Origin of the sequence: Aulosira sp. FACHB-615 (assembly GCF_014698045.1) — a bacterium.
Classification (GTDB): domain Bacteria; phylum Cyanobacteriota; class Cyanobacteriia; order Cyanobacteriales; family Nostocaceae; genus Nostoc_B.
On record NZ_JACJSE010000004.1, the window covers coordinates 443108 to 465598 of the forward strand.

18 protein-coding genes are annotated in these 22491 nt (G+C 39.0%); 8 read left to right on the forward strand and 10 right to left on the reverse strand.

The genetic code is table 11. From position 1 onward, the window contains the following. The first annotated feature begins 42 nt into the window (after window positions 1-42). Window positions 43-1212 carry a DNA sulfur modification protein DndB gene (locus H6G77_RS09110; protein WP_190871386.1) on the forward strand — a complete coding sequence of 390 codons (1170 nt, stop codon included), beginning with the start codon at window positions 43-45 and terminating at the stop codon, window positions 1210-1212. A 28-nt stretch (window positions 1213-1240) separates the two neighbouring features. Here H6G77_RS09110 and H6G77_RS09115 read toward each other — a convergent pair whose 3' ends face one another. Next, window positions 1241-1714, reverse strand: a complete 474-nt coding sequence (locus H6G77_RS09115; protein WP_190871387.1) for a DNA phosphorothioation-associated protein 4 — start codon at window positions 1712-1714, stop codon at window positions 1241-1243. A gap of 127 nt (window positions 1715-1841) precedes the next feature. Next, complete coding sequence (gene psbA, locus H6G77_RS09120) at window positions 1842-2924, reverse strand: photosystem II q(b) protein (RefSeq protein ID WP_190591278.1); 1083 nt, start codon at window positions 2922-2924, stop codon at window positions 1842-1844. Between the two features lie 896 nt (window positions 2925-3820). Between psbA and H6G77_RS09125 the strand changes: the two genes are divergently transcribed. Continuing rightward, the gene (locus H6G77_RS09125) at window positions 3821-4966 is read left to right on the forward strand and encodes a hybrid sensor histidine kinase/response regulator (protein WP_190672187.1); all 1146 of its coding nucleotides are present in this window, start codon (window positions 3821-3823) and stop codon (window positions 4964-4966) included. A 125-nt stretch (window positions 4967-5091) separates the two neighbouring features. Next, complete coding sequence (locus H6G77_RS09130) at window positions 5092-6474, forward strand: aldehyde dehydrogenase (RefSeq protein WP_190871388.1); 1383 nt, start codon at window positions 5092-5094, stop codon at window positions 6472-6474. A 124-nt stretch (window positions 6475-6598) separates the two neighbouring features. Here H6G77_RS09130 and H6G77_RS09135 read toward each other — a convergent pair whose 3' ends face one another. From H6G77_RS09135 to H6G77_RS09145, 3 genes are all read right to left on the reverse strand, one after another. Further along, window positions 6599-7198 (reverse strand): sulfite oxidase-like oxidoreductase, encoded by a 600-nt coding sequence (locus tag H6G77_RS09135; protein ID WP_190871389.1) that lies wholly within the window; start codon window positions 7196-7198, stop codon window positions 6599-6601. 403 nt (window positions 7199-7601) lie between these two features. Next, window positions 7602-7775 carry a 50S ribosomal protein L32 gene (gene rpmF / locus H6G77_RS09140; RefSeq protein WP_190591274.1) on the reverse strand — a complete coding sequence of 58 codons (174 nt, stop codon included), beginning with the start codon at window positions 7773-7775 and terminating at the stop codon, window positions 7602-7604. A 222-nt stretch (window positions 7776-7997) separates the two neighbouring features. Then, window positions 7998-8507 carry a hypothetical protein gene (locus H6G77_RS09145; RefSeq protein ID WP_190871390.1) on the reverse strand — a complete coding sequence of 170 codons (510 nt, stop codon included), beginning with the start codon at window positions 8505-8507 and terminating at the stop codon, window positions 7998-8000. A gap of 348 nt (window positions 8508-8855) precedes the next feature. On the opposite strand from H6G77_RS09145, the gene H6G77_RS09150 reads away from it, so the two are divergent. The 4 genes from H6G77_RS09150 to H6G77_RS09165 all read left to right on the forward strand — a co-directional run bounded on the left by H6G77_RS09150 (window position 8856) and on the right by H6G77_RS09165 (window position 15641). After that, complete coding sequence (locus tag H6G77_RS09150) at window positions 8856-10802, forward strand: caspase family protein (protein ID WP_190871391.1); 1947 nt, start codon at window positions 8856-8858, stop codon at window positions 10800-10802. 184 nt (window positions 10803-10986) lie between these two features. Continuing rightward, a complete protein-coding gene (locus tag H6G77_RS09155) occupies window positions 10987-11592 on the forward strand; it encodes a hypothetical protein (RefSeq protein WP_190591271.1) in 606 nt (201 codons plus the stop codon). Window positions 11593-12291: 699 nt separating this feature from the next. After that, complete coding sequence (locus H6G77_RS09160) at window positions 12292-13998, forward strand: calcium-binding protein (protein WP_190871392.1); 1707 nt, start codon at window positions 12292-12294, stop codon at window positions 13996-13998. A 176-nt stretch (window positions 13999-14174) separates the two neighbouring features. Continuing rightward, complete coding sequence (locus H6G77_RS09165; protein ID WP_190591269.1) at window positions 14175-15641, forward strand: diguanylate cyclase; 1467 nt, start codon at window positions 14175-14177, stop codon at window positions 15639-15641. 108 nt (window positions 15642-15749) lie between these two features. Here H6G77_RS09165 and H6G77_RS09170 read toward each other — a convergent pair whose 3' ends face one another. From H6G77_RS09170 to H6G77_RS09180, 3 genes are all read right to left on the reverse strand, one after another. Continuing rightward, a complete protein-coding gene (locus tag H6G77_RS09170; RefSeq protein ID WP_190591268.1) occupies window positions 15750-16979 on the reverse strand; it encodes a DUF4336 domain-containing protein in 1230 nt (409 codons plus the stop codon). A 103-nt stretch (window positions 16980-17082) separates the two neighbouring features. Further along, entirely contained in the window at window positions 17083-17679 is a 597-nt protein-coding gene (gene ureG / locus H6G77_RS09175) for an urease accessory protein UreG (RefSeq protein WP_190591267.1), read from the reverse strand. 137 nt (window positions 17680-17816) lie between these two features. Further along, window positions 17817-19319 carry a glycosyltransferase family 39 protein gene (locus H6G77_RS09180; RefSeq protein WP_190871393.1) on the reverse strand — a complete coding sequence of 501 codons (1503 nt, stop codon included), beginning with the start codon at window positions 19317-19319 and terminating at the stop codon, window positions 17817-17819. Between the two features lie 1311 nt (window positions 19320-20630). Here H6G77_RS09180 and H6G77_RS35645 point away from each other — a divergent pair. Continuing rightward, a complete protein-coding gene (locus tag H6G77_RS35645) occupies window positions 20631-20813 on the forward strand; it encodes a replication restart DNA helicase PriA (RefSeq protein WP_242049169.1) in 183 nt (60 codons plus the stop codon). Between the two features lie 75 nt (window positions 20814-20888). On the opposite strand, the gene rlmN is transcribed toward H6G77_RS35645, so the two are convergent. Both rlmN and H6G77_RS09190 read right to left on the reverse strand, forming a co-directional pair. Then, window positions 20889-21956, reverse strand: a complete 1068-nt coding sequence (rlmN, locus tag H6G77_RS09185) for a 23S rRNA (adenine(2503)-C(2))-methyltransferase RlmN (protein ID WP_190591265.1) — start codon at window positions 21954-21956, stop codon at window positions 20889-20891. Window positions 21957-22028: 72 nt separating this feature from the next. After that, window positions 22029-22475 (reverse strand): hypothetical protein, encoded by a 447-nt coding sequence (locus H6G77_RS09190; protein ID WP_190591264.1) that lies wholly within the window; start codon window positions 22473-22475, stop codon window positions 22029-22031. Window positions 22476-22491 lie beyond the last annotated feature (16 nt).

A 22491-nucleotide genomic window follows, 5' to 3' on the forward strand; every position in this document is an offset into this window, starting at 1 on the left:
ATGTAAGTTAGTATCTACTAACTTGCATAGGTATTTATTTATATGCTTCAAAGCAACGAAGAGAGTAACAATAGTGTTTTGCCAGATATCAAAGCTAATTTTAGTAACTTAGTCGCACCGCTTTTTTCAGACAATTATTTGGAGTCATGTTATCCTGGGTTAATTTTTCATCAGGGAAAGCGAAAAATGCTACAAATAAATGTCCCTGCTAAAGATTTACCTACCCTCCTCCAAGCTAAACCCTCTGATAAAAATGATCCTGATTCAGGTAAGAATCGACCAGAAGTAAAAGGTCATGCAAAGGAAATCAAAGACTATGTTGTTGAACGCGCTAAAGCTAATAAACCTTGGGTTTTAGGAACAATTACAGCCAATGTTGATGAGCAGTCTATTAAAATATACGAATTAGGTAGAGGTATTTGTATAGTCATTATTCCTAACGGAATTAAATTAGATATTACGGATGGACAACATCGTAAAAGTGCAATTCAAGAGTTAATTTTGAGTAATGAAAGCCATTTAGTTGGTCGTGACCAATTTGCTATTACGCTGATTTTAGAAGGAAACCAACGCCAGTGCCAAACTGACTTCAGAGATATGGCTCAAACAAAACAGCTAGATAATTCATTGTTATTATCTTTTGGAGAATTTGAAGGTAGAGTTGGTATTACCAAAAACTTAATAGAAGAAGTGCAAATGTTTCAGGAGAAAACAAATAAAATTGGGAAAAATGCTAAACAGAAGTTGATTTACACAACTAATTTTATAGCCAGATTTGTAAGTTGTGTATTTGCAGAAAATACAACTGATGAACTTAAAGGATATGATGTTAAGCAATCATCTGAAGCTTTAATTGTGTGCTTAAATAGATTTTTCTCAGAATGTAATGATACAAAACTTATTGCTGAAACACCTGTAGACAAGCTTACACTTCATCAAGTCGGTGCGTTTAGAGAATCTTGTTTACTAGGTGTCAGTGCTGGATTAGAAGTATTAGGGAGATTGCTATATAGCACTTATGACAAAGAAAGAAATTATTTTGATACACAGAAAGTTTCTGAAATAGCAAAACTAGATTGGTCACGAAGAAATAGTATTTGGGCAAATAATATAGTTAGAAAATCCGGTAATTCTGATTATGAAGTTCAAAATAGACCAACTGCCATAATAGATGCAGTCAAGGTAGTAAAAATGCAGTTGGGATGGAGTTGAATTATTAATTTTCAGTAGTGTTGAAAAATCAAGAGAGGAATTTGCTTAAATCAAATTCCTCATCTTGTTTATCTTCGTTCATTCTTTCATAACTGAGAAATAATAAAATTCTCTCTGAATAATCAACTGATCCACGCAACTCATTTTGTAATATCTCTAATCCCCCATTCGCATACTCTTCAAAAATACTGTTGCGTTTAGTTGCATATTCTTCTTCATGAATAGATAAGATATTAATATCTTGAGTTTCAGTCATTCCCAATAATTTAATCACCACATCATTCCCGACGGAAGCGAAATATTCTAATCTGATTGGGGATGGTTCTCGTTTAGAAATTTCGCCTAAAGGTACACGCTTTTTATGCTTTGCACCCAAGGCTGCTGCAAATACAATCACATCAGCAAATGTTTGAAAAGGCCCAGTACCACCATCGGAAGAGGTTAATGCTTTTACTAAATCTGCTTTATCTTTAGCAACCCTGATTCTGCCAGTTTCAGCCATTGATTTGAATATTTACGTTGTAGCTATGATAACCGAAAGCTAAGATAATCCCAATCAACGCAAACAAAAACGCCCCCCTAAAAAGGAGAGCGTTTTTATTAATTATTTAGAGACAATCTCTAGAAAATTAACCGTTGATTGCAGGAGCATTCAAAGCAACGGGAGTAACTTCACCAGCAGCTAAGTCTAAGGGGAAGTTGTGAGCGTTACGCTCGTGCATTACTTCCATACCTAAGTTAGCGCGGTTGATGATGTCAGCCCAGGTGTTGATGACGCGACCTTGAGAGTCAATCACGGATTGGTTGAAGTTGAAACCGTTCAAGTTGAACGCCATTGTGCTGATACCTAAAGCGGTAAACCAGATACCAACTACAGGCCAAGCAGCTAAGAAGAAGTGCAAGGAACGGCTATTGTTGAAGGACGCATATTGGAAGATTAAGCGACCGAAGTAACCGTGTGCTGCAACGATGTTATAGGTTTCTTCTTCTTGACCGAATTTGTAACCGTAGTTTTGAGATTCGGTTTCGGTTGTTTCACGAACCAAGGAAGAAGTTACCAAAGAACCGTGCATTGCAGAGAACAAAGAACCGCCGAATACACCAGCCACACCGAGCATGTGGAAGGGGTGCATCAGGATGTTGTGTTCTGCTTGGAACACGATCATGAAGTTGAAGGTACCGGAGATACCCAAAGGCATACCGTCTGAGAAGGAACCTTGACCGATGGGGTAGATCAAGAATACTGCTGTAGCAGAAGCCAAAGGAGCAGAGTAAGCTACGCAGATCCAAGGACGCATACCCAAGCGGTAAGACAATTCCCACTGACGACCCATGTAGCAAGCACATCCGATCAGGAAGTGGAAAATTACCAATTGGTATGGGCCACCGTTGTACAACCACTCATCTAAGGAAGCTGCTTCCCAGATTGGGTAGAAGTGCAAACCGATCGCGTTAGAAGAAGGAACAACTGCACCAGAGATGATGTTGTTTCCGTAGATCAAAGAACCAGCAACTGGTTCACGGATACCATCGATGTCTACAGGAGGAGCAGCGATGAATGCGATTACGAAGCAGGTGGTTGCAGCCAGCAATGTAGGAATCATTAATACACCGAACCAACCGACATAAATACGGTTTTCGGTGCTGGTGATCCAATTGCAGAACCGCTCCCATACGTTAGCGTTAGAACGCTGTTGTAAGGTTGTGGTCATTGTTTTATAAGTGCAATGTTTAGTTAAATATTGAACAGACAAATTTTTTTAATGCCTGTTGAAATAAGTCTACATGAATTTACTTTAATTGGATGTTTCGCTTCATATTCTGTAATATTTTTCTGCTATTTACTCGCGTAAATGTAAAGTTTTAAGTTGAATTTATGGCAGCCTTTCAAGGCATCCAAAGCCTTGATATTCATGAGTTATAGCTGTTTGAATTGGCAGTGAATTTTGGTGATAAATTTTCTAGAAACACGGCTTTATATTTCTTTACAAATCTGACTTAAATTAATCAAGATGTAGTCAAGACTCTACAAAGCCTGCTGGATAAGAGACTTAGTATTTAAACCATGAAAATAAGGGGAAAATTGTAAACCCAACTTTCTTAGAATCCTAAAATTATTACCCTTAAATAATTTTTATTAAAAAATGTAAACGAAATAACCTATTTCTTTCGCCATACTCTGTTATGGAAACTGCATCAGAGGTTTTATCGTTGCGTTGGAGGAATTAAAAGACTAACTTTTGGTCAGCTATAATCATTAACCCTAGATTCTATAGATATAGCAGGTGACAGGGTTAAAAGCTTTGTGATGTCTAAGTTTGATTATTTATCGATGTCCTAAGCAATTTGGCTACTGCTATAGATGCTAATTATCTGAGAAGGAGAATAAAAATCTGCTTGTAGAGGTTGGCGTGAAATGAAGCGATCGCCATTTCTCAAGCTATAAGTATTGATAGGGCTGACTTTTAATTTTCTACAATTAAACTAAAATTGTTGATTGTGCCACTTTCAATGGCGGAATGTAAGCTAAAAAACAAATCAGTAAAAAGTGGTAGCAATATAGCAGTTTTGCTCAAAAACTCACATCTACCAAAAATCTGCCCCACACATGAGTTCACTATCGCCGCGCCCTGACAAAATTTTGGTGGTCGATGATTCACCAGATAATGTTTTTTTAATTAAAACCATACTAGAAGAAGAAAGTTATACGGTTAGCACCGCAGAAAATGGTTTTGTTGCTTTAGCCCAACTAGAAGCATCTCCTTGTGACTTGGTATTGCTGGATTTAATGATGCCAGGAATGGATGGTTATGAAGTTACCAGGCGCATTCGTGGAGAGATGAACTTGCAGCAATATATTCCTATTTTGTTAATCACAGCCCACGATGCACCCAACGTTGCACACGGATTAGATTTGGGCGCTGATGATTTTATTCGTAAACCAGTGACGGTAGATGAATTACTTGCCAGAGTGCGATCGCTATTACGACTCAAGCATAGTATGGATGAGCGTGATGAAATTGCCCGTCAGAGAGAAGACTTTGTTTCTCGACTCACCCATGACTTGCGTACGCCCTTAGTCGCGGCTGATCGGATGTTAATGTTATTTGAGCAAGGTGCTTTGGGTGAATTGTCATCGCAAATGCGAGAAGTACTCACCATCATGGCGCGTAGCAATGCCAACTTGCTCTCGATGGTAAATACTTTATTAGAAGTGTATCGATTTGAAGCCGGTCGCAAAACCCTGGCGTTTCAACCTGTTGATTTAAAGCTATTAATTGCCGAAGTAGTTGGAGAACTCGCACCTTTAGCCGCAGCTAAAGCACTGACTATCGAACAAAAATATGCCGAGGAATTAACTAATAGTAATATTATGGGCGATCGCTTAGAACTGCACCGCCTGTTAACTAACCTTATAGGTAATGCCATTAAATTTACTGAATCTGGCTATATAGCAGTGCGCCTCTCCCCCGCAGATCAAAATCCAGAGATTTCCTCCTGGGGAAACACGTCATCTATCTCTGGGAATGACTATATTGATATTGTGGTAGCTGATACAGGTTCGGGTATTTCGCCCGAAGAACAAACAACATTGTTTCAAAGATTTCGTCAAGGTAGCCACAAGAGTTCCGGTAGTGGCTTAGGACTGTATTTATCTCGCCGAATTGTCGAGGCACATCAAGGGCAGATTTCTGTTAATTCTGTATTAGGTAAAGGTAGCGAATTTATTGTCCGTTTACCCCTTAAACCTTGAAGAAATAATAAATTGATCAAGTATGATCCATAGCAGTCCTAAATCATTTGTGAATATCAAGATACCCGAATTCTTAAATAAGCTGGGTATCTCACCCTCTCGATCAAATATTAGAGGATAACATCATGATTACTGCTGAATTATCTAAAATTTCTGAACTGATTAAGCAGCAACGTCAATTTTTTCAAACTGGTAAAACAAAAGATATAGCTTTTCGCCTAGAAAAACTCCGAACTCTCAAACAAGCAATAATTGATAACGAAGCTGATATTATACAAGCTTTAAAAGCAGATTTTCAGAAACCCGAATTTGAGTCTTACATCACAGAAATTGGTATTACCAAAGAAATCGATTATGCCATTAAACATTTGCACTCTTGGGCTAAACCACAAAAAGCAGCAGTGCCAATCGATTTTTTTTCTTATTCAGCTAAAATTTATGCTGAACCTTTAGGAGTTGTTTTAATTATTGGCCCTTGGAATTATCCCTTTAATTTAATTATTGCCCCCTTAGTCGGTGCGATCGCCGCAGGTAATTGCGCCATTATCAAGCCTTCAGAACTTGCCCCCGCTACCTCTAGTTTGTTAGCCAAAATGATGGCTAAATATTTTGCACCAGAGTTTATTACTGTAGTGGAAGGTGGTGTAGAAGCCAGTCAAAAGCTATTGGCAGAAAAATTTGACCATATCTTTTTTACTGGTGGTACAGCTGTGGGCAAAATTGTGATGGAAGCAGCAGCAAAACATCTCACATCAGTGACTTTAGAATTAGGCGGCAAAAGCCCTTGTATTGTTGATGCTGATATTAATTTAGAGCATACTGTTAGACGGATTACTTGGGGTAAATTTATTAATGCTGGACAAACTTGTGTTGCGCCAGATTATCTTTTAGTTGATAAAAAAATTAAGCCAGATTTCATCAATGGCTTGAAAAAAACTCTCACAGAATTTTATGGCGAAAACCCATACAATAGTGCTGATTATGCCAGAATTATCAGTCAAAAACACTGTGAAAGGTTAATTAAACTGCTTGATAAAGGTGAAATTGTGGCTGGTGGCGAAAGCAAATTAGAAGAACGCTATATTGCCCCAACAATTATTGATCAAGTCTCCTTAACAGATCCTGTAATGCAGGAAGAAATTTTTGGCCCAATTTTACCTGTAATTGAATATACAGATATTACAGAAGCGATCGCCTTAATTAATTCCAAGCCAAAACCCCTAGCTTTATACCTGTTTTCACAAAACAAAAATCTGCAACAACGAGTTTTACAAGAAACTTCTTCTGGTGGCGTTTGTCTGAATGACACAGTAATGCACCTTGGTGTTTCATCTTTACCCTTCGGTGGCGTAGGTGATAGTGGTATTGGTAACTATCATGGTAAAGCGGGTTTTGATACCTTTTCCCACCATAAAAGCGTGCTGCATAACTCCTTCTGGCTAGATTTAAAATGGCGTTATGCCCCGTATCAAGACAAATTAGGCTTTGTGAAGCGATTAATTAAGTGAAAAGTGCTGAGTGCTGAGTGCTGAGTGCTGAGTAATCTTTTTCTTATTAGGACTCTGTACTGAAGTATGGTAAAAATTGAGAGACATTGGATTGCAACGTCTCTCACTCAACAAAATCTTCAAATCAAAAACTACTGCTATAGCGTTCTTCCGCCCAAGGTTCGCCCCGGCGATGATAACCGTTGCGTTCCCAAAAACCTAGTTCTTCTTTCTTGAGAAATTCTAAACCATTAATCCACTTGGCACTTTTCCAAGCGTAGAGATGGGGAACAACTAACCGCAAGGGGCCACCATGTTCTGCGGGTAATGGTTCTCCAAACAGTTGAAAAGCAAAGAAATTTTCTTCCCGGACAAAATCTTCAATGGCGATATTAGTAGTGTAGCCACCATAGCAATGTTCCATGATGTGGGCGGCTTCTTTTTCTACCTCTATCAAATTCATAAAATCTGTTACCTTAATGCCAGTCCACTTGACATCCAGTTTTGACCAACGGGTAACACAGTGAAAATCTGCTGTAAATTCGTGCTGTGGTAGCGCCATAAAGTCCGACAAAGTGAAAACAGCAGGTTTAGCCGCACCCCAAACGCGAAATTCCCACTCTTCGATATTGACTTTGGGTGTTGCACCATAAGTTAGTACAGGGAAACCTTTGGCGAGGTGCTGTCCAGGCGGGACACGTTCACCCTGTTCTTTATCTGGTTTTTGAAAAAACTTGCCTAACATATTCTCAGCAAAATTAGGTTAATTGAAACACTTGGCTATTTCGAGATGATGAACTAAACCTGATTGTGAGTGTGGCAGAGAGCCTGAGCATAAACAACTAGACTCAGACAGAGAAGAAATATTAATTTTGCTGAACACCTACATCATTAGGATATCCAGATAATTTACTGTGTGATTATGATTATCTGATCATCAGTCATGGGTAATAGGTAATGGATAATGGATTTTCCAAATTATTCATTACCGATTTTTTATGTATCCGATTACTTGCTGCACAACAGGCATAAACTATTAATAAGTAGAAGAAATTTCGGAAAAACTTTTGCTCAAATACCAAAAAGCCTGAGCGGTAGAAGTCACCGCTCAAATCTTCGGTGATGCTAGGGTTTTTCCTAATCGGAAATTATGATTCTTCTTCCTCTTCTTCAGCAGCAGGATAGACAAATGTAGAACGTCCAGTCAAAATAGACTTGCCGAGAGACAAAGCTTTTTGAGCTTCAACAGCAGCTTTATGTCTCCAAGTAGCTCGACGTTTATCGCGTTTAGATTTAGATGTTTTCTTCTTAGGGACAGCCATAGTAGCGGATATCGCAATTTTTGACAACCTTTCTATTCTAAGCCATCTCTTTGCATCTGCAATGGTCTACCTGTAATTTACAAGTAAGGGGCTAGAGGTGAGAGGCTAGGGGCTAGTATTTTTACTCAGCACTTACACTTCGACTTCTTCTGTTGGAGACGCTGCGCGAACGCTCAGTGTACAGCACTAATTACTCAGCACTCAGCACTCAGCACTTTTAACTTACGGTGTGGTGGTTGCTGGTGCAACGGTGGTGATGGGAGGGATATTGACGGGGTTGCTTGGGGTTTGTTCAAAGAATAATAGCGATCGCGCGGTTTTAAAGTAAGTCGCCCAAAGTTGAGCATCAGGACGGGAACGCCATTGGGGACGGCTGACTTCTAAAGCTAAAATTGGTGCGATCGCACCGTAGCTCTGTACGGAGACAATAATCGATACATTTGTAGCTAATATATCTTGGTCAAAACTGCGTTGTGCGGCGGCTCTGGCTGTGGCTTCGGCTCTCCGCAGTGTGGTTTCATAGTTTTCATCAGGTAATCTATCAATAATTAAATCAACTCTAGCTGTGTAAGCTCTTACCATCTGTGGTGAAATTACTTCTGCCACAATCCATACAGGTAGGCTAGAAAAGAGCAAAAATATTAATGGAAATATCCGGATTTGTTTGATAACTTGGCTAATAAATAAAAAGGAAATGATCGATGATTGTTGGTTAGCAACATTCTTGGTCATAACCTGAAAGCTCCTTACTAATTAATGGCCTGTAATTGAATTGTCTGAGAATTTTTACTGAAATTAAAGGCAATAAAAATTACTTAGTCTTTGGGGTTTCATGAGAAATTCCGAGACTATAAGACATAGGTTAGCTTTGTTCTTTCGGCAAAGCCAACCGCAATTTTAGGCAAGTCAACCAATTTTGGATTTTAGATTTGCGATTTTAAATTGATGATGGCTACGCTATCGAGCGTCTTTTCAATTTGTTTAGCGGACAAGCATTAAAACTTGAACTAAAAAACAATCCAAAATCCAAAATTCAAAATCTAAAATTGGCACGGTCAACCACAACCTACAAATAGCGGGATGGCAAATCACTGGGCGATCGCGATCGGCATCAATCAATATCAATTTTTTCAACCTTTACGTTGCGCCCAAGCCGATGCCGAGGCGCTAAAAGATTTTTTGGTTCAAGAAGCAGGTTTTTCTCCCCAACGCTGTCTACTAATGACAGATACTTCACCACCAATTGGGGATAGGTCTACCTATCCCACAAAAGAAAATATTTTGCTGTTGATAGAAGACTTGGCTGCGGCTTGTTGGCAACCGGGGGATTATCTGTGGTTTTTCTTTAGTGGTTATGGTGTTAACCATACAAGCCAAGATTACTTGATGCCAGTGGAAGGTAATCCTGAGTTAATGCAGGAAACCGCCATCGAAATGCGATCGCTCTTGCACAGCCTCCACATAGCTGAACTAAATGCTGTAGTGCTGCTTGATATTAACCGGGCTTCCAGTACGCAAGCAGATGCAACCGTTGGACAAGAAACCATTGAAATAGCGCAAGAATTACAATTAGCGACGATTCTGTCTTGCGAACCAGAACAATTTTCTCGTGAAAGTAGTGAGCTAGGTTACGGATTTTTTACTGCGGCTTTGTTAGCTGCGTTACGTTCTGGTCATGGCGGCAGTTTGGCAGATTTAAACAGCTATTTAAATGTGTTCACGCCAGAATTATGTCAACACTATTGGCGACCAACTCAAAATCCAGTAGCGATAGTACCTGCTAAACCGTTTGTCATCTTGCCACAGTCAGAGGTGAATCATCCAGTTACAGAAGTTCCCAGCACACTGGAACCAACTGAAGCCGCACCCCATGAATTAGAGACATCTGAAGTTGAGGGTAGTATTTTTTCAGAAGAAAACTTTGCTGTGGCTTTGGCTGCTCCCCCATTAGCGCCAACATCAACCAAAAATCCCGTAAATTCGCCGCATATTGGGATTTGGGGAGAAGCATCGGTTTTACAGTCGGCTGTTGCTGCCAGATTACCAGATTTGAAGTTTCCCAGCTTCAGTTTAGGAGAACCACAACTTTCTCCGTCACCCGACTTAATTGCCAACGAAGAATATAGCAACCAGCAAGGGCAATTAGCGATCCCTGCTTCAGAAACAAGTGCGGGGAGATTTATTCCCGATGTTGCCCAACCTTACATCTCACGTTTACCTCAGAAAAAGGCCAATACCTTATGGTGGCAACAATTTTTCTTTTGGGGCGGTGGCATGATGTTAATAGCTGCTGTAGTAACAGTGGTCTTTCTCCGCAATCAAGAAAAGTTCGTGGCGGGTCGAGAAGCTTTATCGGCAAAGTCCCATGAACATGAACAAGTAGTTCCTGCAAAAAATCAGTCTGCTGCTCAAATAGCTTCCCTTTCTGAGTCGAAGAACCGCAATCAAGCTGTATTAGACTTGGCGAAAATGTCTCTTAGACAAACTCAAGCCAGTGATTTGAGTTTAGCGATCGCCACTGCCAGAAAAATTCCGCCAGGTGAGCCGCTTTACGAACAAGCCCAAGAAAATATCAATATTTGGAGTAACATGATCCTTAATTTAGCCGAGGGTCGTGCCAAGCAAAGACAATATACTAATGCGATCGCTGCCGCACAACTCATCAGTAAAGAAAGCTCCCTTTATCCCCAAGCCCAAACAGTAATTAAACAGTGGCGACAAGAAGCCAAGCAATATCTCGCTAACAAAACTTTATTAGATGCGGCTAATGCCTTAATTAAGCCAGGACAAGCCTCTACATATAATCGCGCCATTGAAGTAGCCAAGCGCGTTCCTCAAGGTCAACCAGGATTTGATTTAGCTCAAAAATCAATTAATAAATGGAGCGAAAAAATCTTAGACTTAGCAAAAACTCGTGCTGCTGAGGGTGATCTCAAGTCCGCCATCACCACCGCAACTTTAGTCCCAGAAGAGACATCTGTGTATGAAGATGCTCAAGAAGCAATCCGTAAATGGCAGAAAAAATAGTTGAGAGTTAATTCTGGGTTGTTGATCAATTTGCCAGCAGTATCGATTTTAAAGAAAAGATGAGATTTAGTTGCTAATGATGAAGTCAGGGGCTAGTTTATGCCAAAATCTGGCTATGGATACTTGATAACTTACCCCTTAAGTATAATCATGGGTCTGAACGGGTATAAATCTCAAAGTGATCATGGAAAATCGTCAAAATTTCAACCATGAGCCACCCCAACTGATAGAACCCAATCTAGAATTAGCGAAGACTAAATTGGGTTCCAAAGGTCGCTCAAACATGCTGATGGCTTTACTGACACAGCATCCACTGGTGCTGTTATGTGGAGTTTTTACAATGGTTGTGGGTACGGCGACTGTGGCATTTTATAGCCTCAGTTATGTAGATCATAGGAAACAGGCAGAGTCAGAACCCATCCCAGTAATTGTAGAAGAGCCAATTACGATTGAACATAGCAATCCTCTACCTTTATGGATGGTAATGGCGATCGCACTCAGTTGTGGTAGTGGTTGCTATCTCATTTTTCGCTTGTGTAACCCCAGCCAAGCTCAGAAATTTCCTAAATCTGCCTCCAGTCGCCTAAAAGCTCTAAAACCAGCTTCGCAAACATCCCGAAATTTACCAGTGTTTGCATCTTTGCAACCACTCAAAGTCAAAAGCAAAACCTTGGTTGAAGTTCTACCACCAGCACAAAAATACCGCCTGGGTAAAGGTAAAGAATCACTTGCAGACTTGATGGATATTCGCAAAGAAAATTCCTTGTCAGCACTTTTACAAAAGCATTAATGTTGCCGTAATACAAAAACTTTTGAAATACAACTTTTAAACTAAGAGGGTACAGCATTGCTGTACCCTTCTTAGTGGGAATTATACTGAGATTGTGGATTGATTATTTTTTCCTGCGCCTGGATGTTTTTAATATATAACGCGATGTGCGACTTATTCTTGAAACCCCTCTCCAAACCTCTCCCCGAAACGGAGAGAGGCTTTGAATCTTGCTCCCCTTCCCTGGTAGCTTACTGGTGAGTTTTTCAGTAACCCATTTGTCGCAATCATTTTTCAAATTGGTATAATTATCAAAATTTGGGGGATTCTCCTTCATACCCCATACACTGTACTTTTTATCTGAAATGCAAAAATATAGTAAAAATAATATGTTTACTTGATTAAAAAAATAACGTGAAAATTTGATTTTCTCAGTATTTGTTTAAGTACATATAAATCTATTTTTGCTCTACTTACTTAAATTTACCAATTGTTGATATTCAATTAACTAATGTAATATATTAATTGTTTTATCCAAAAATTAAATTTCATTTCAAATTTAAAATATCAACATTTAAACTCAGATGTTCTTGTGAAGAATTAACCGATTTATTCTGATTTATCAATCCTGAAATATAACCTGATAAATTATCAATATTTTTTATAATTTGTTCAACTTGTAAAATCATCAGTTTTCAGCCTACATAACCAAGCGTATTTATGAGTGACTTATTCAATCATGCCCTGGGGCTGACACAAAATCAATTAACTGCTGTTGAAAAATCAGATCCAGATGCACTACATTTTAATATTACATTTAATGATCCATCAGGAAAATTTTCTGCCTATTACTCCGCTATCAAGTCTCATATATTAGCGGCTGGGTCTAGTTGGGACAAGTATATTACAGGTAATGCTGATTTAGAAATTGTTGTTAATTTTTCTAATCCAAATCCCACAGCGACAGGCAGAAGTTTAACTTCATCTTTTGTGTATAAGAAAGGCACTTTGTCAGTATATGAACCAGGTGCAGTATCAGAAATTCGCACCGGAGTTGATCCTAATGGTGCTACGCCTGACATTGAATTTAACTTTAATCCTGATTATCTAGTTAATGAACTGTGGTTTGACCCCAAACCAGTAGCACGAACTACGGCTGTACCCATTAATAAAACAGATGCCGTTTCTTTATTACTCCATGAATTTGGTCATGTCTTTGGCTTTAATGCCTGGAAAGATAATTTTGATGGCACACTCTCAGGTAATTATCAATCTACATTCGATGAAAAAATTGTTTTTGATGGCAGCAATTTTTTCTTTGTAGGAAAACAAGCGACTAGTGTTTACGGCTCTCCTGTACCCTTGACTTTTGGTAACATCACTCATGTGGGAAATGATGGTTCTAGACCAGGAGTTAATCTGGTTAGAGACTTAATGAATGGTGTCAAATTTTATCGAGGATTTCGCTATAGTATCTCTTCACTTAATGTTGCCATATTAAAAGATGTTGGTGTACCTATCATTGATGTCCCAACTCTTAGTCTGAGTAGTGTTACGACTACCTTACCAACCAACGTTGAAAACCTCACCCTGACAGGAACATCTCAAATTAACGGTACTGGTAACGCGGGTAATAACATTCTCAAAGGTAATAGTGCAAATAATAAGCTAATAGGCAATGCTGGGAATGATACCTTAGATGCTGGTGCTGGCAAGGATACCTTAAACGGGGGGAGTGGCGATGATATCTTAATTGGCGGCGCTGATAATGATAGTTACTACGTGGATAGCAGCAATGACCAAATTATCGAACTATTGAATGAAGCTACAGATACAGTCCGCACGACTGTGAATTGGAAACTCAGCGACAACTTAGAAAATTTGGTCTTAACTGGTACTAGCGGGATTAATGGTACGGGAAATGCTTTGAAAAACACCATCACTGTGAACAAAGCGGATAATCAACTGTTTGGTGGCGATAATGATGACAAACTAATAGGAGACGCAGGTAACGACACCCTGAATGGCGGAGATGGCAATGATAGCCTAGTTGGTGGTAATGGTAATGATAGCCTGGTTGGTGGTAATGGTAATGATAGCCTGGTTGGTGGTGCGGGTAGCGATCGCCTAACGGGTGGTACGGATAGTGATAAATTTGTTTTTTCCAGTCTGGGTGAGGGTATTGACACTATTACTGATTTCAGTAGCACCGAGGATTTTTTAGTAGTACAAACTCTCTTGACTCATTTGAATTATACGGGTATTAATCCCATTGCTGATGGTTACATTCGGGGCATACAATCTGGGTCAAGTACTTTGATTCAAATTGATATTGATGGCTTAAATGGCAACTCAATTTTTAGCACTTTAGTCACAGTCAGCAACTTCATTGCTAGTAACTTCAGCTTAAATAACTTGATTTTTTAGTGCAGTAATCAGCAAATCTGCATTGAGGTGACAATGCCAAGTCTACATATATTTTCACAGGTCAATACTGGTTTATCGTCAATATTTGATAACTAGGATAAATAGTCATAGTTGGATTTACTTGTTAAACTTTAAGTTAACTACATACTGTTATCGGTTACTAAAGTTTAAAATGAATGAATGAACAAACGAAAGCAATTCGAGTTGCTTGGTGTAGTTCACTAGATTTACCTCAACCAACAAATACGCGCCTCAATTTTGAGTGGATTACGGTTGATATCTCCAGCTTATTTGAGCAGGATTTTGACATTATTGTACTCGACTTCAGAGTTGTTGCAAGTATAGAGAAAGTTAGAGATTTATATAATACTGTTGGGAAACCAACAGTATTATTAGTAGAGACGATTGAGCAAGAATCTGCTGTGCTTACTTGGTTAGAAGCAGAAGATGAAACCTGTCAATATGATGCAATTAATCAGCAAATTTGTCTACGTTTACAGCGCAGTTTTTGGCACAATCAACAAAAGCATTTATTTAATCTCGATAAATTGACAGGAATTGCTAATTTTCGGAAATTTAATGATTATGCTATCAATCTTTTAACTTCTAATGAAGATATCGAACAAATATCTTTGATTTATTTAGATATTGACCGTTTTAAGTTTATTAACGATCGCTACGGTCACATAACAGGAGATCAGATATTACAAGAGATTGGACAAATTCTGCAAAAGTACTCACTAGGCGCAGGAATTGTGGCGCGGACAGGCGGGGATAAATTTGCTATTTGTATGCGTGGAAGTATTGAGCAAGGGAAGGCCTTTGCAGAGTTTCTCAGAACCCAAATCGAAACTCATGAATTTAAGCTCAATGCGATGTCGTCGGTGCGCCTCACTGCGTCCTTTGGTGTGATTTCGATGTTAGGACACACCTCGATTGAGCAATTATGGCAAGAAATTAATCAATGTATATATGCAGCCAAGCAAAAAGGGCGTAATCAAGTTGTCACATCTGAGGAATTTGATGCGATCGCCGATGCTTCAGGACAAGATAAACTGATAACTGATTTTGAGCATCGCATTCGTGTCACCGCAGAACGGATGATTAGTGAAATGGTGCTGAAAGCCAGTCGATTAGCTAATAAATACCGCGTCGAGGCCGAACTCGATGGTTTAACGGAGGTGTTTAATCGTCGCTATCTGGATAGATTACTGGCGCGTGAAATCGAAAAAGCTCATAAATATCAGCAACAACTCACAATCTTACTTTTAGATTTAGATTATTTCGGTGCAATCAATCGCACCTACGGTTTTCCTACAGGTGATCAAGCTTTAAAAACTGCCGCACAAGTATTTCAAACCCATATCAGAGCCGGAGATTGGGTGACACGCTACGGTGGAGAGGAATTTTGTATTGTTATGTCTAACACTGACCTGAATACAGGATGTCAGATAGCAGAACGAATTCGCCTCGCCCTCAGTGCAGAAGTTATTACAGCCTACAATGGTCAACAATTCCACCTCACTACCAGTATTGGTGTTGTCGAACTCATAGCAGAAGATAAACTTGTCTCTTTTTTACAGCGTGCCAGCGATAAACTGAGAGAAGCCAAGAAAAACGGGCGTAATCGCATTTGCTTTTGATGGGAAAGTACTGAGTGCTGAGTTTGATTAGACAAGGTAGACAAGGTAGAAACATTACTCCCTTGTCTCCCTTCCCTTGTCCCCTTTACTCCAATAACCAAGCACACTTCAAATTTTCTCCTTCGCCGGCGGGACAATACCAGTTTGATTTAAACCTGCATCAATATCGCGGAGAATTTTGAAATCATCCTCTGGTAAAGGATAACTACTACTGTTAAACAAACCTGCACTTGCAACTGGTTGCTTTTCTAAAAAAGAGAATGCTTGGCGAAATTGTTGTGGTTGGGCTTTAATTGGTGCATCAAAATGGCAGGGAATAATCCACTGAAAATCCCAACTAGCAACTTTATCAGCCCAATCAATTGTTTCTCTGGGTGCGCGGTTGAGGATGAGAGTTTGCAAAACTGGTGCGACAAATAAACGTCCATCGCCACGTAAGGCGTGAAATGACCTTTGCCAATTATTTTGCCATTTAAAGGGAAATAAACCAAAATAAGCTTTGCGGGAACGTTCTGGGGCTTTGAGGGCATCGCGGAAGACTTCACCCCAGGCGGGTACATCTAAAACACTGGGTTGAAAGTATAAAGCAAATAAAGTGATGCGTTGCCATCCTTTGCGGCGGTTGGCTTGATTATCAGCAACCACATCAGAACCTTTTTCTTTAGCGTGGAAGAGTAAGGGATAAGGGTCGAGTTGGACGATCGCAGGTGGTTCTTCTGGTATAGATACTACTGCATCTGTGACTAATAAAGTGTGCGATCGCTTGTGTAGAAATGCTACTTCTGTAAATTTACCTGGGCCTAAATCAATCGTTTTCAAAATTGTATAGTCAAATTCATCACCAAAAGGCGCTTGACTGCTATCTTCTGGCAAGACTTGAGTACGTTTTCCTGGTAAACCCAACCAACTCAATGGTAAATTTAGCGGGAAACTCCATTGATTTGGGGCGACAAATACCTGTGCATTGGGAAAACATCTGGCGAAGGGGCCGACGAAAACCTTATGTTCAATGCCAGAAATAGTTGGCAAGATAATATATTTCACATCACCATGTTCTGCAACTAACTCCTGTATCAGTTGCAGACATTCTTTTGTCGGTGCGACAGGTGCATAAACCAATAAACCACCCGCATCTAACTTGACAACTGTCATCCGAATCGGCACAACAACATAAAAAATGCCTTGCAATTGGTCAAAAGTCCAGATGGAGTCTTTGATGATTTCTTTGCGAATTGTCCGCCGCCTGCTATATGGGTAAAGTGGCACAATCGGCCAGAATGGCCAAGAAATATCTTGTGGATGAATTTGTTCTGTTACTACACGTTCATCAAAAGCCACCCTGAAACTCCTCCGAAAATTCCCAATACTTCAGTTTATTCTTTCTGCGCCAAAGTTGGAGTTTAGCAAATTCTGTTACTGAGAAATACAAAAAGTAAAATTTTTAAACCAGATATTTACAGACGAAGTTAATTACCTCTGTTAATCCTGATTGGGTTTTTAAATTAGTAAAAATAAAAGGTTTATCACCGCGCATTCTTTTTGCATCGCGTTCCATCACATTTAAATCTGCACCGACATAAGGCGCAAGGTCAGTTTTATTAATCACTAATAAATCAGATTTGGTAATTCCTGGGCCACCTTTGCGGGGAATTTTATCGCCAGCAGCGACATCAATCACATAGATAGTTAAATCGACTAATTCTGGACTAAAGGTAGCAGCTAAATTATCACCACCACTTTCTAAAAAGACTAAATCTAAATTATGAAAACGTTCTTCTAACTGTTCAATTGCCGCCAAATTCATTGAAGCATCTTCTCTAATCGCCGTGTGGGGACAGCCACCAGTTTCTACACCCAAAATGCGATCGCTTGCTAAAGCCTGAGAACGCACCAAAAACTGTGCATCCTCCTGAGTATAAATATCATTCGTCACCACAGCAAGATGATACTGCTCACGCAACGCCTTACATAAAGCATCCACTAACGCCGTCTTCCCCGAACCCACCGGGCCTGCAACACCTACTCGAAATGCGTTCATAGTCACACAGTTAAGTAATAAGTAGTGAGTAATAAGTAAATTCCTTACTCATTACTCATTATTCATTATTCCTTACTCATTATTCATTACTTTTTTCAATCAGTTGCTGTAACTCATAAACATCGAGTCTACTATAACTATGGTATTCCCTTTAATAAAAAGTGAGTACATAAAGAATTTTTATAGTTTTGGACATAATTCTGATTAAGATAATTACTTAAATATTGCTGAATAGTTTGAGATTTACATAACAGAACTTGCTCAGGACGATACATTTGTAAAACTGAGATCAGTTGTTCAGCCGTTATGCTGTTAGATTCTATCCTGATGTGGGACAAAACAGCAATCTCTGGAGGCACGGGTAAGCCCGAATAAAAAGCATAAATTGGATAGTCTGTAAACAGCCAGTTAGTATATTTTTTATGTTTTAAGAGAATGTCTACGAGTTGGATATGATTTTGATTCTGCTCTAAATATTTATGATTTTCTACCAAAATGACTCCTAATTTAATAGGAGTGACAAAAATTGCGAAAATAATCAAGACTGCGGCTAAATAAGGAATGGTAATTTGCGAGAAATTAGCAAGTTTAAATTTAGAGTACCACTTATTTTGACGGAAAAAATCTAGTGATAGCTGTAATCCATAGGTGGCTAACCAAGTCAAGGGAATAGACATTAAAAGGTAGTGGTGATACCAGACTGGTCGATGATTCATTAAAACGATAAAACTGATAACAAGCCAAATAACTGGGAAAGAATTTTTCCATTGTTTTTTTTGAATGATCACTGTACTTGCCAGAATAGTTAAAAGTAAATAATCAAAGTCTTGCAAAAGAAATGATAAGGTGAGAATTTGACTATTTTTGGCTAAAAAAGCTGTGATTGTTTTTTCAGATAAACGAGCTTGCAGCAATTGTTCATAATTGAGAGAATTCCAGGTGATCGCAATCAGGAGAGAAACAATTAAACAAGCTGCCAACCACAGTAAAGGAGTTAGCAATACTTTCCAATTTAGTTGCTGGCGATTGTATTTATTAACTTGAAAAATAATTATATCAAATAGGATTAAAGGAATAATAAAAGCAGTAAATAACTTGATTTGTAAAGAAAATCCGAAAAGTACACCTGATAGCAGAATTAGAAGTTGAGAGTTTTTATGAGGAAAGTTTTGTTTATATAGACTCAATATAAAAATTGAGAGCATGACCATTGCTAAGGAAGGTAAACCAATCATCACAGAAACACTCAACCGCAGAAAATTGCAGGAAATTATTAACATTAAAGTGCCAATGATTGCCAGCAAATTTCCAAAATATATCCGTAGCGTCTGTGAGAAAGACCAGACCAACATTGTGGCATAAGTCAAAGTTAACAGCCGTGCAGAATAAATTGATTTGCCAAACAAGTTCAACCAAAACCCTAAAATGACTGTTGAAAGAGGCGGTTGGTCATTCCAAACTTGTGTATACATTGAAAAGCCATCTAAATATAAAATAGCTTTAATTAATTCAATTCCTTCATCACTGCTATCAAATTGAAATACCTGCTTAATTGGCATAAAAGTAAGAGCAAAAATAAAAAAACCAACAGGTATCAAGAGATTAAATAATAAAAATATTTTAACTTTATGATTGGTCATGTATAGCAATCCTATTGGAGATATGAACAAAAGATACTATAGGACTGATATTTGATTTCTGAAAAAAATCAGTACATTCAGATCAGGCTTCTTTCCTACTCCCGACTCCCCATTCCCTATTCCCTACCTACACAAATAAATTCAGAAATCAAACCGGATTCCTATAGTACAACAAGGCAAAAGTCAAAAGAAAGAATATTAATAAGTAGATAGGTGAAAAAAATTATCGTTCAGGGAAGGTAGGAGGAAATAAGTTGTTAAGCTCATTTACTTTTCTTGACACAGTTGGGTTTATTTATGCCTACCTACTTATCACAAGCCTTTTAGCAATTCCTTATGGTCACTGAGTTTCGGCTTCGCTCAACTACTGCATGGTCTAATACCATTTCACTTTAAAAATGATACAGACATGAAAGCAGCGCCTCGACTTCTCCTGACGGAGACGCTGCGCGAACGCTCGGCGACCGGAATCAGAGTTGCAGAGGAAGTGATTTGTATTAGTAATTTCGTGAATTGGTAAGTAACCACGCAAAATTAATTACAGTCATTGCGAGCGAAGCGAAGCAATCCCAGCCCTTGCGATTGCTTCATTTCGCTTCGCTCCATTCGCAATGACTTTGTGTAATTAATTATGTTTAACTACTTATAAGTAAGGCTGTGAGGCATTTATCAAGGGAGTTTGAGAGGGTGCTTGCAAACAAAAATCTTTGCTTCCTCATTGTTGATCACAGGAGGCTACAAAAATTAACCGCATGTTGGGTTTTCGCTGTTACTGGGGTAATTACAAGAGCGTTTTATGGTTACTTACGGTTTTTACAATTGCTCAATTGCTTGTCTATCCTGGGTTTTACACTTGCCTTGATACTCCAAATACATACACGCCTGACCATTTTTTGTTTTCCTTAACTTGATACTAATCATCTCATCCATAAAAATTAAGCAATGTTTAAAATTAGGATTTTGTTACCAAATATACAGTAATCCTTGGTGATTGACTTTTGAATACATAAGTAATGATGTAATAAATTTGAAATGACGTAAAATAAAGCTCTCTCAAAGTTTTAATCGCAGGGATCATCTCATCTCTAAGTAGAAACCAGTTCTAAGTGAATTTATATATCTAAAGTGAGATGATAAAATCACCTACAGATTAAGATAATCAATAAAAGTATTGTAAAGGTTTATTAGCTAAAATTTTTCTTAAGATTACCAACAAATCTTCTGGCTATTTGTTAGCTTGGTTAAACCAAACATCGAATTTAAGACTAACAGTTCAAAAACAAAAATTTAGTTATCTCCAGAGGTTAAAAAATGCAGATAGTACACAAGATTTACTGCCCAAATTGTGGTAGTAAAGCAGAGCGTTATTACATTTCAGATAGTGAATTAACACGGACACAATGCTCAAGTTGTGATTACTTGATGATTAGTTGCACCCGTACTGGTAAAGTGATTGAAGCTTACGCCCCTGGAATTCAGTTAAGTAAAAGATAAAAAGTAAAAAGGCAAAAAAATGAAGTATGAGTAAGTTAATTTCATACTTCAGAATTCATCACTGAACACTTCAATTTACTTTTTACTCATTCTCAACTGTCCACAAGCAGCATCAGCTTCTAAACCGCGAGAATAACGTACACTTACAGCAATTTTTTGTTGTTGAAGAATGTTAACAAAAGCTTGGATGCGATCGCGGCTGGGGCGTTGATAATCCACTTCTTGAATTGGGTTGTAGGGAATCAAGTTAACGTGACTTTGGAAGCCCCGCAAACGTTGTGCTAGTTCTAAAGCCTGTTCTGGTAAATCGTTGACACCAGCCAGCAAGATATATTCAAAAGTCATACGGCGGCCTGTAATTGCTACATATTCCCGACATTCCGCCAATAAATCTGCTAAAGGATAGGGGCGGGCGCTGGGAATGAGTTGTTCTCTGAGGGCTTGGTTAGGGGCGTGGAGACTTACCGCCAGGGTAATTTGCAAATGATGTTGGGCGAATTGACGAATGCGATCGCGGATTCCCACTGTAGAAACAGTTAGCATCCGTTGTCCAATACCCACATCTTGATTTAACGATGTCAAGGCGGCTAAAACATTATCTGTATTTAGCAACGGTTCACCCATACCCATGAACACAACATTGCTAACTCGTTCTTGAAAATCTTCTTGGACAGTTAATACTTGATCAACGATTTCGTGACGGGCGAGGTTGCGTTTATAGCCTCCTTTACCAGTCGCACAGAAATCACAAGCCATCGGACAACCCACTTGGGTAGAAACACAGACAGTTAATCGCTTATCGGCGGGAATACCTACAGTTTCGATAATCTGTCCATCAGCTAGTTGCAGTAGATATTTGACTGTACCATCTGGGGCAACTTTGCGGTAATGGATGGTAGAACGACCAATAGGGATATCTGCAATTTCTGTACGCCATTGTTTGGGAAAAACAGAAATATCAGCAAGCGATCGCACTTGCTGATGATAAATCCAATCATGTAACTGTTTCCCTCGGTAAGCCGGCTGTCCCTGCTGCTGTACCCAAGCAGTTAACTCGCTAACCGAAGCACCGAGTAAGGGAGGAATCGCTAATTTTTCCGTGGTGGGTGAGTCAACTTGAGAAATGGATGGCGTAACAGACATAGGGAGAGACTTACGAGTTTAAACTTGGATCTCTATCCTAAGCTGTTACGCCAGAAATTTGCATATTGACTTTTAGTATCCGCTTACATATCTAATAACTCGTTCTGTTTGAATCACCCGATTATTTTTGAGAATCTCCAGGGATGCACCATTAACTGCATATTCATAGTTATTATTCCGAGCTACATATCCTACACCTTCTTCGGAGGAAGTAGGTAGGGAACGGATAGCTTTACGAGTTGACTTAGAAATTCCGGTGTAAAACAGACTGCCTCTTTTGTTACAAATATAGATATGAAAATTCTTCGTTTCAAAATAAGCTTCTAATCTGCCGCCACCTGCATAACTAGGACAATTAGATGCTTGGGCAATTGTCTGACTATTAACTGTTGAAACAGGAGTAGATTCTAATTGTGCAGCATTCGCAGATGAAGATATACCTACAATTCCAGACAGTAGTGAAGCTGTGGCTAAAATGAAAACAAAAGACTTATTTTGTACTTGATAAAAGCTGTTCATAATCAGTCCTGAAGTT

Coding starts and splice junctions, on each gene's coding strand:
- rpmF (WP_190591274.1), bottom strand. CDS start 7,775: ATGGCTGTCCCTAAGAAGAAAACATCTAAATCTAAACGCGATAAACGT.
- H6G77_RS09180 (WP_190871393.1), bottom strand. CDS start 19,319: ATGACCAATCATAAAGTTAAAATATTTTTATTATTTAATCTCTTGATA.
- H6G77_RS09165 (WP_190591269.1), top strand. CDS start 14,175: ATGAATGAACAAACGAAAGCAATTCGAGTTGCTTGGTGTAGTTCACTA.
- H6G77_RS09115 (WP_190871387.1), bottom strand. CDS start 1,714: ATGGCTGAAACTGGCAGAATCAGGGTTGCTAAAGATAAAGCAGATTTA.
- H6G77_RS09125 (WP_190672187.1), top strand. CDS start 3,821: ATGAGTTCACTATCGCCGCGCCCTGACAAAATTTTGGTGGTCGATGAT.
- H6G77_RS09130 (WP_190871388.1), top strand. CDS start 5,092: ATGATTACTGCTGAATTATCTAAAATTTCTGAACTGATTAAGCAGCAA.
- H6G77_RS09110 (WP_190871386.1), top strand. CDS start 43: ATGCTTCAAAGCAACGAAGAGAGTAACAATAGTGTTTTGCCAGATATC.
- H6G77_RS09150 (WP_190871391.1), top strand. CDS start 8,856: ATGGCAAATCACTGGGCGATCGCGATCGGCATCAATCAATATCAATTT.
- ureG (WP_190591267.1), bottom strand. CDS start 17,679: ATGAACGCATTTCGAGTAGGTGTTGCAGGCCCGGTGGGTTCGGGGAAG.
- H6G77_RS09145 (WP_190871390.1), bottom strand. CDS start 8,507: ATGACCAAGAATGTTGCTAACCAACAATCATCGATCATTTCCTTTTTA.
- H6G77_RS09160 (WP_190871392.1), top strand. CDS start 12,292: ATGAGTGACTTATTCAATCATGCCCTGGGGCTGACACAAAATCAATTA.
- H6G77_RS09135 (WP_190871389.1), bottom strand. CDS start 7,198: ATGTTAGGCAAGTTTTTTCAAAAACCAGATAAAGAACAGGGTGAACGT.
- rlmN (WP_190591265.1), bottom strand. CDS start 21,956: ATGTCTGTTACGCCATCCATTTCTCAAGTTGACTCACCCACCACGGAA.
- H6G77_RS09190 (WP_190591264.1), bottom strand. CDS start 22,475: ATGAACAGCTTTTATCAAGTACAAAATAAGTCTTTTGTTTTCATTTTA.
- psbA (WP_190591278.1), bottom strand. CDS start 2,924: ATGACCACAACCTTACAACAGCGTTCTAACGCTAACGTATGGGAGCGG.
- H6G77_RS09155 (WP_190591271.1), top strand. CDS start 10,987: ATGGAAAATCGTCAAAATTTCAACCATGAGCCACCCCAACTGATAGAA.
- H6G77_RS35645 (WP_242049169.1), top strand. CDS start 20,631: ATGCAGATAGTACACAAGATTTACTGCCCAAATTGTGGTAGTAAAGCA.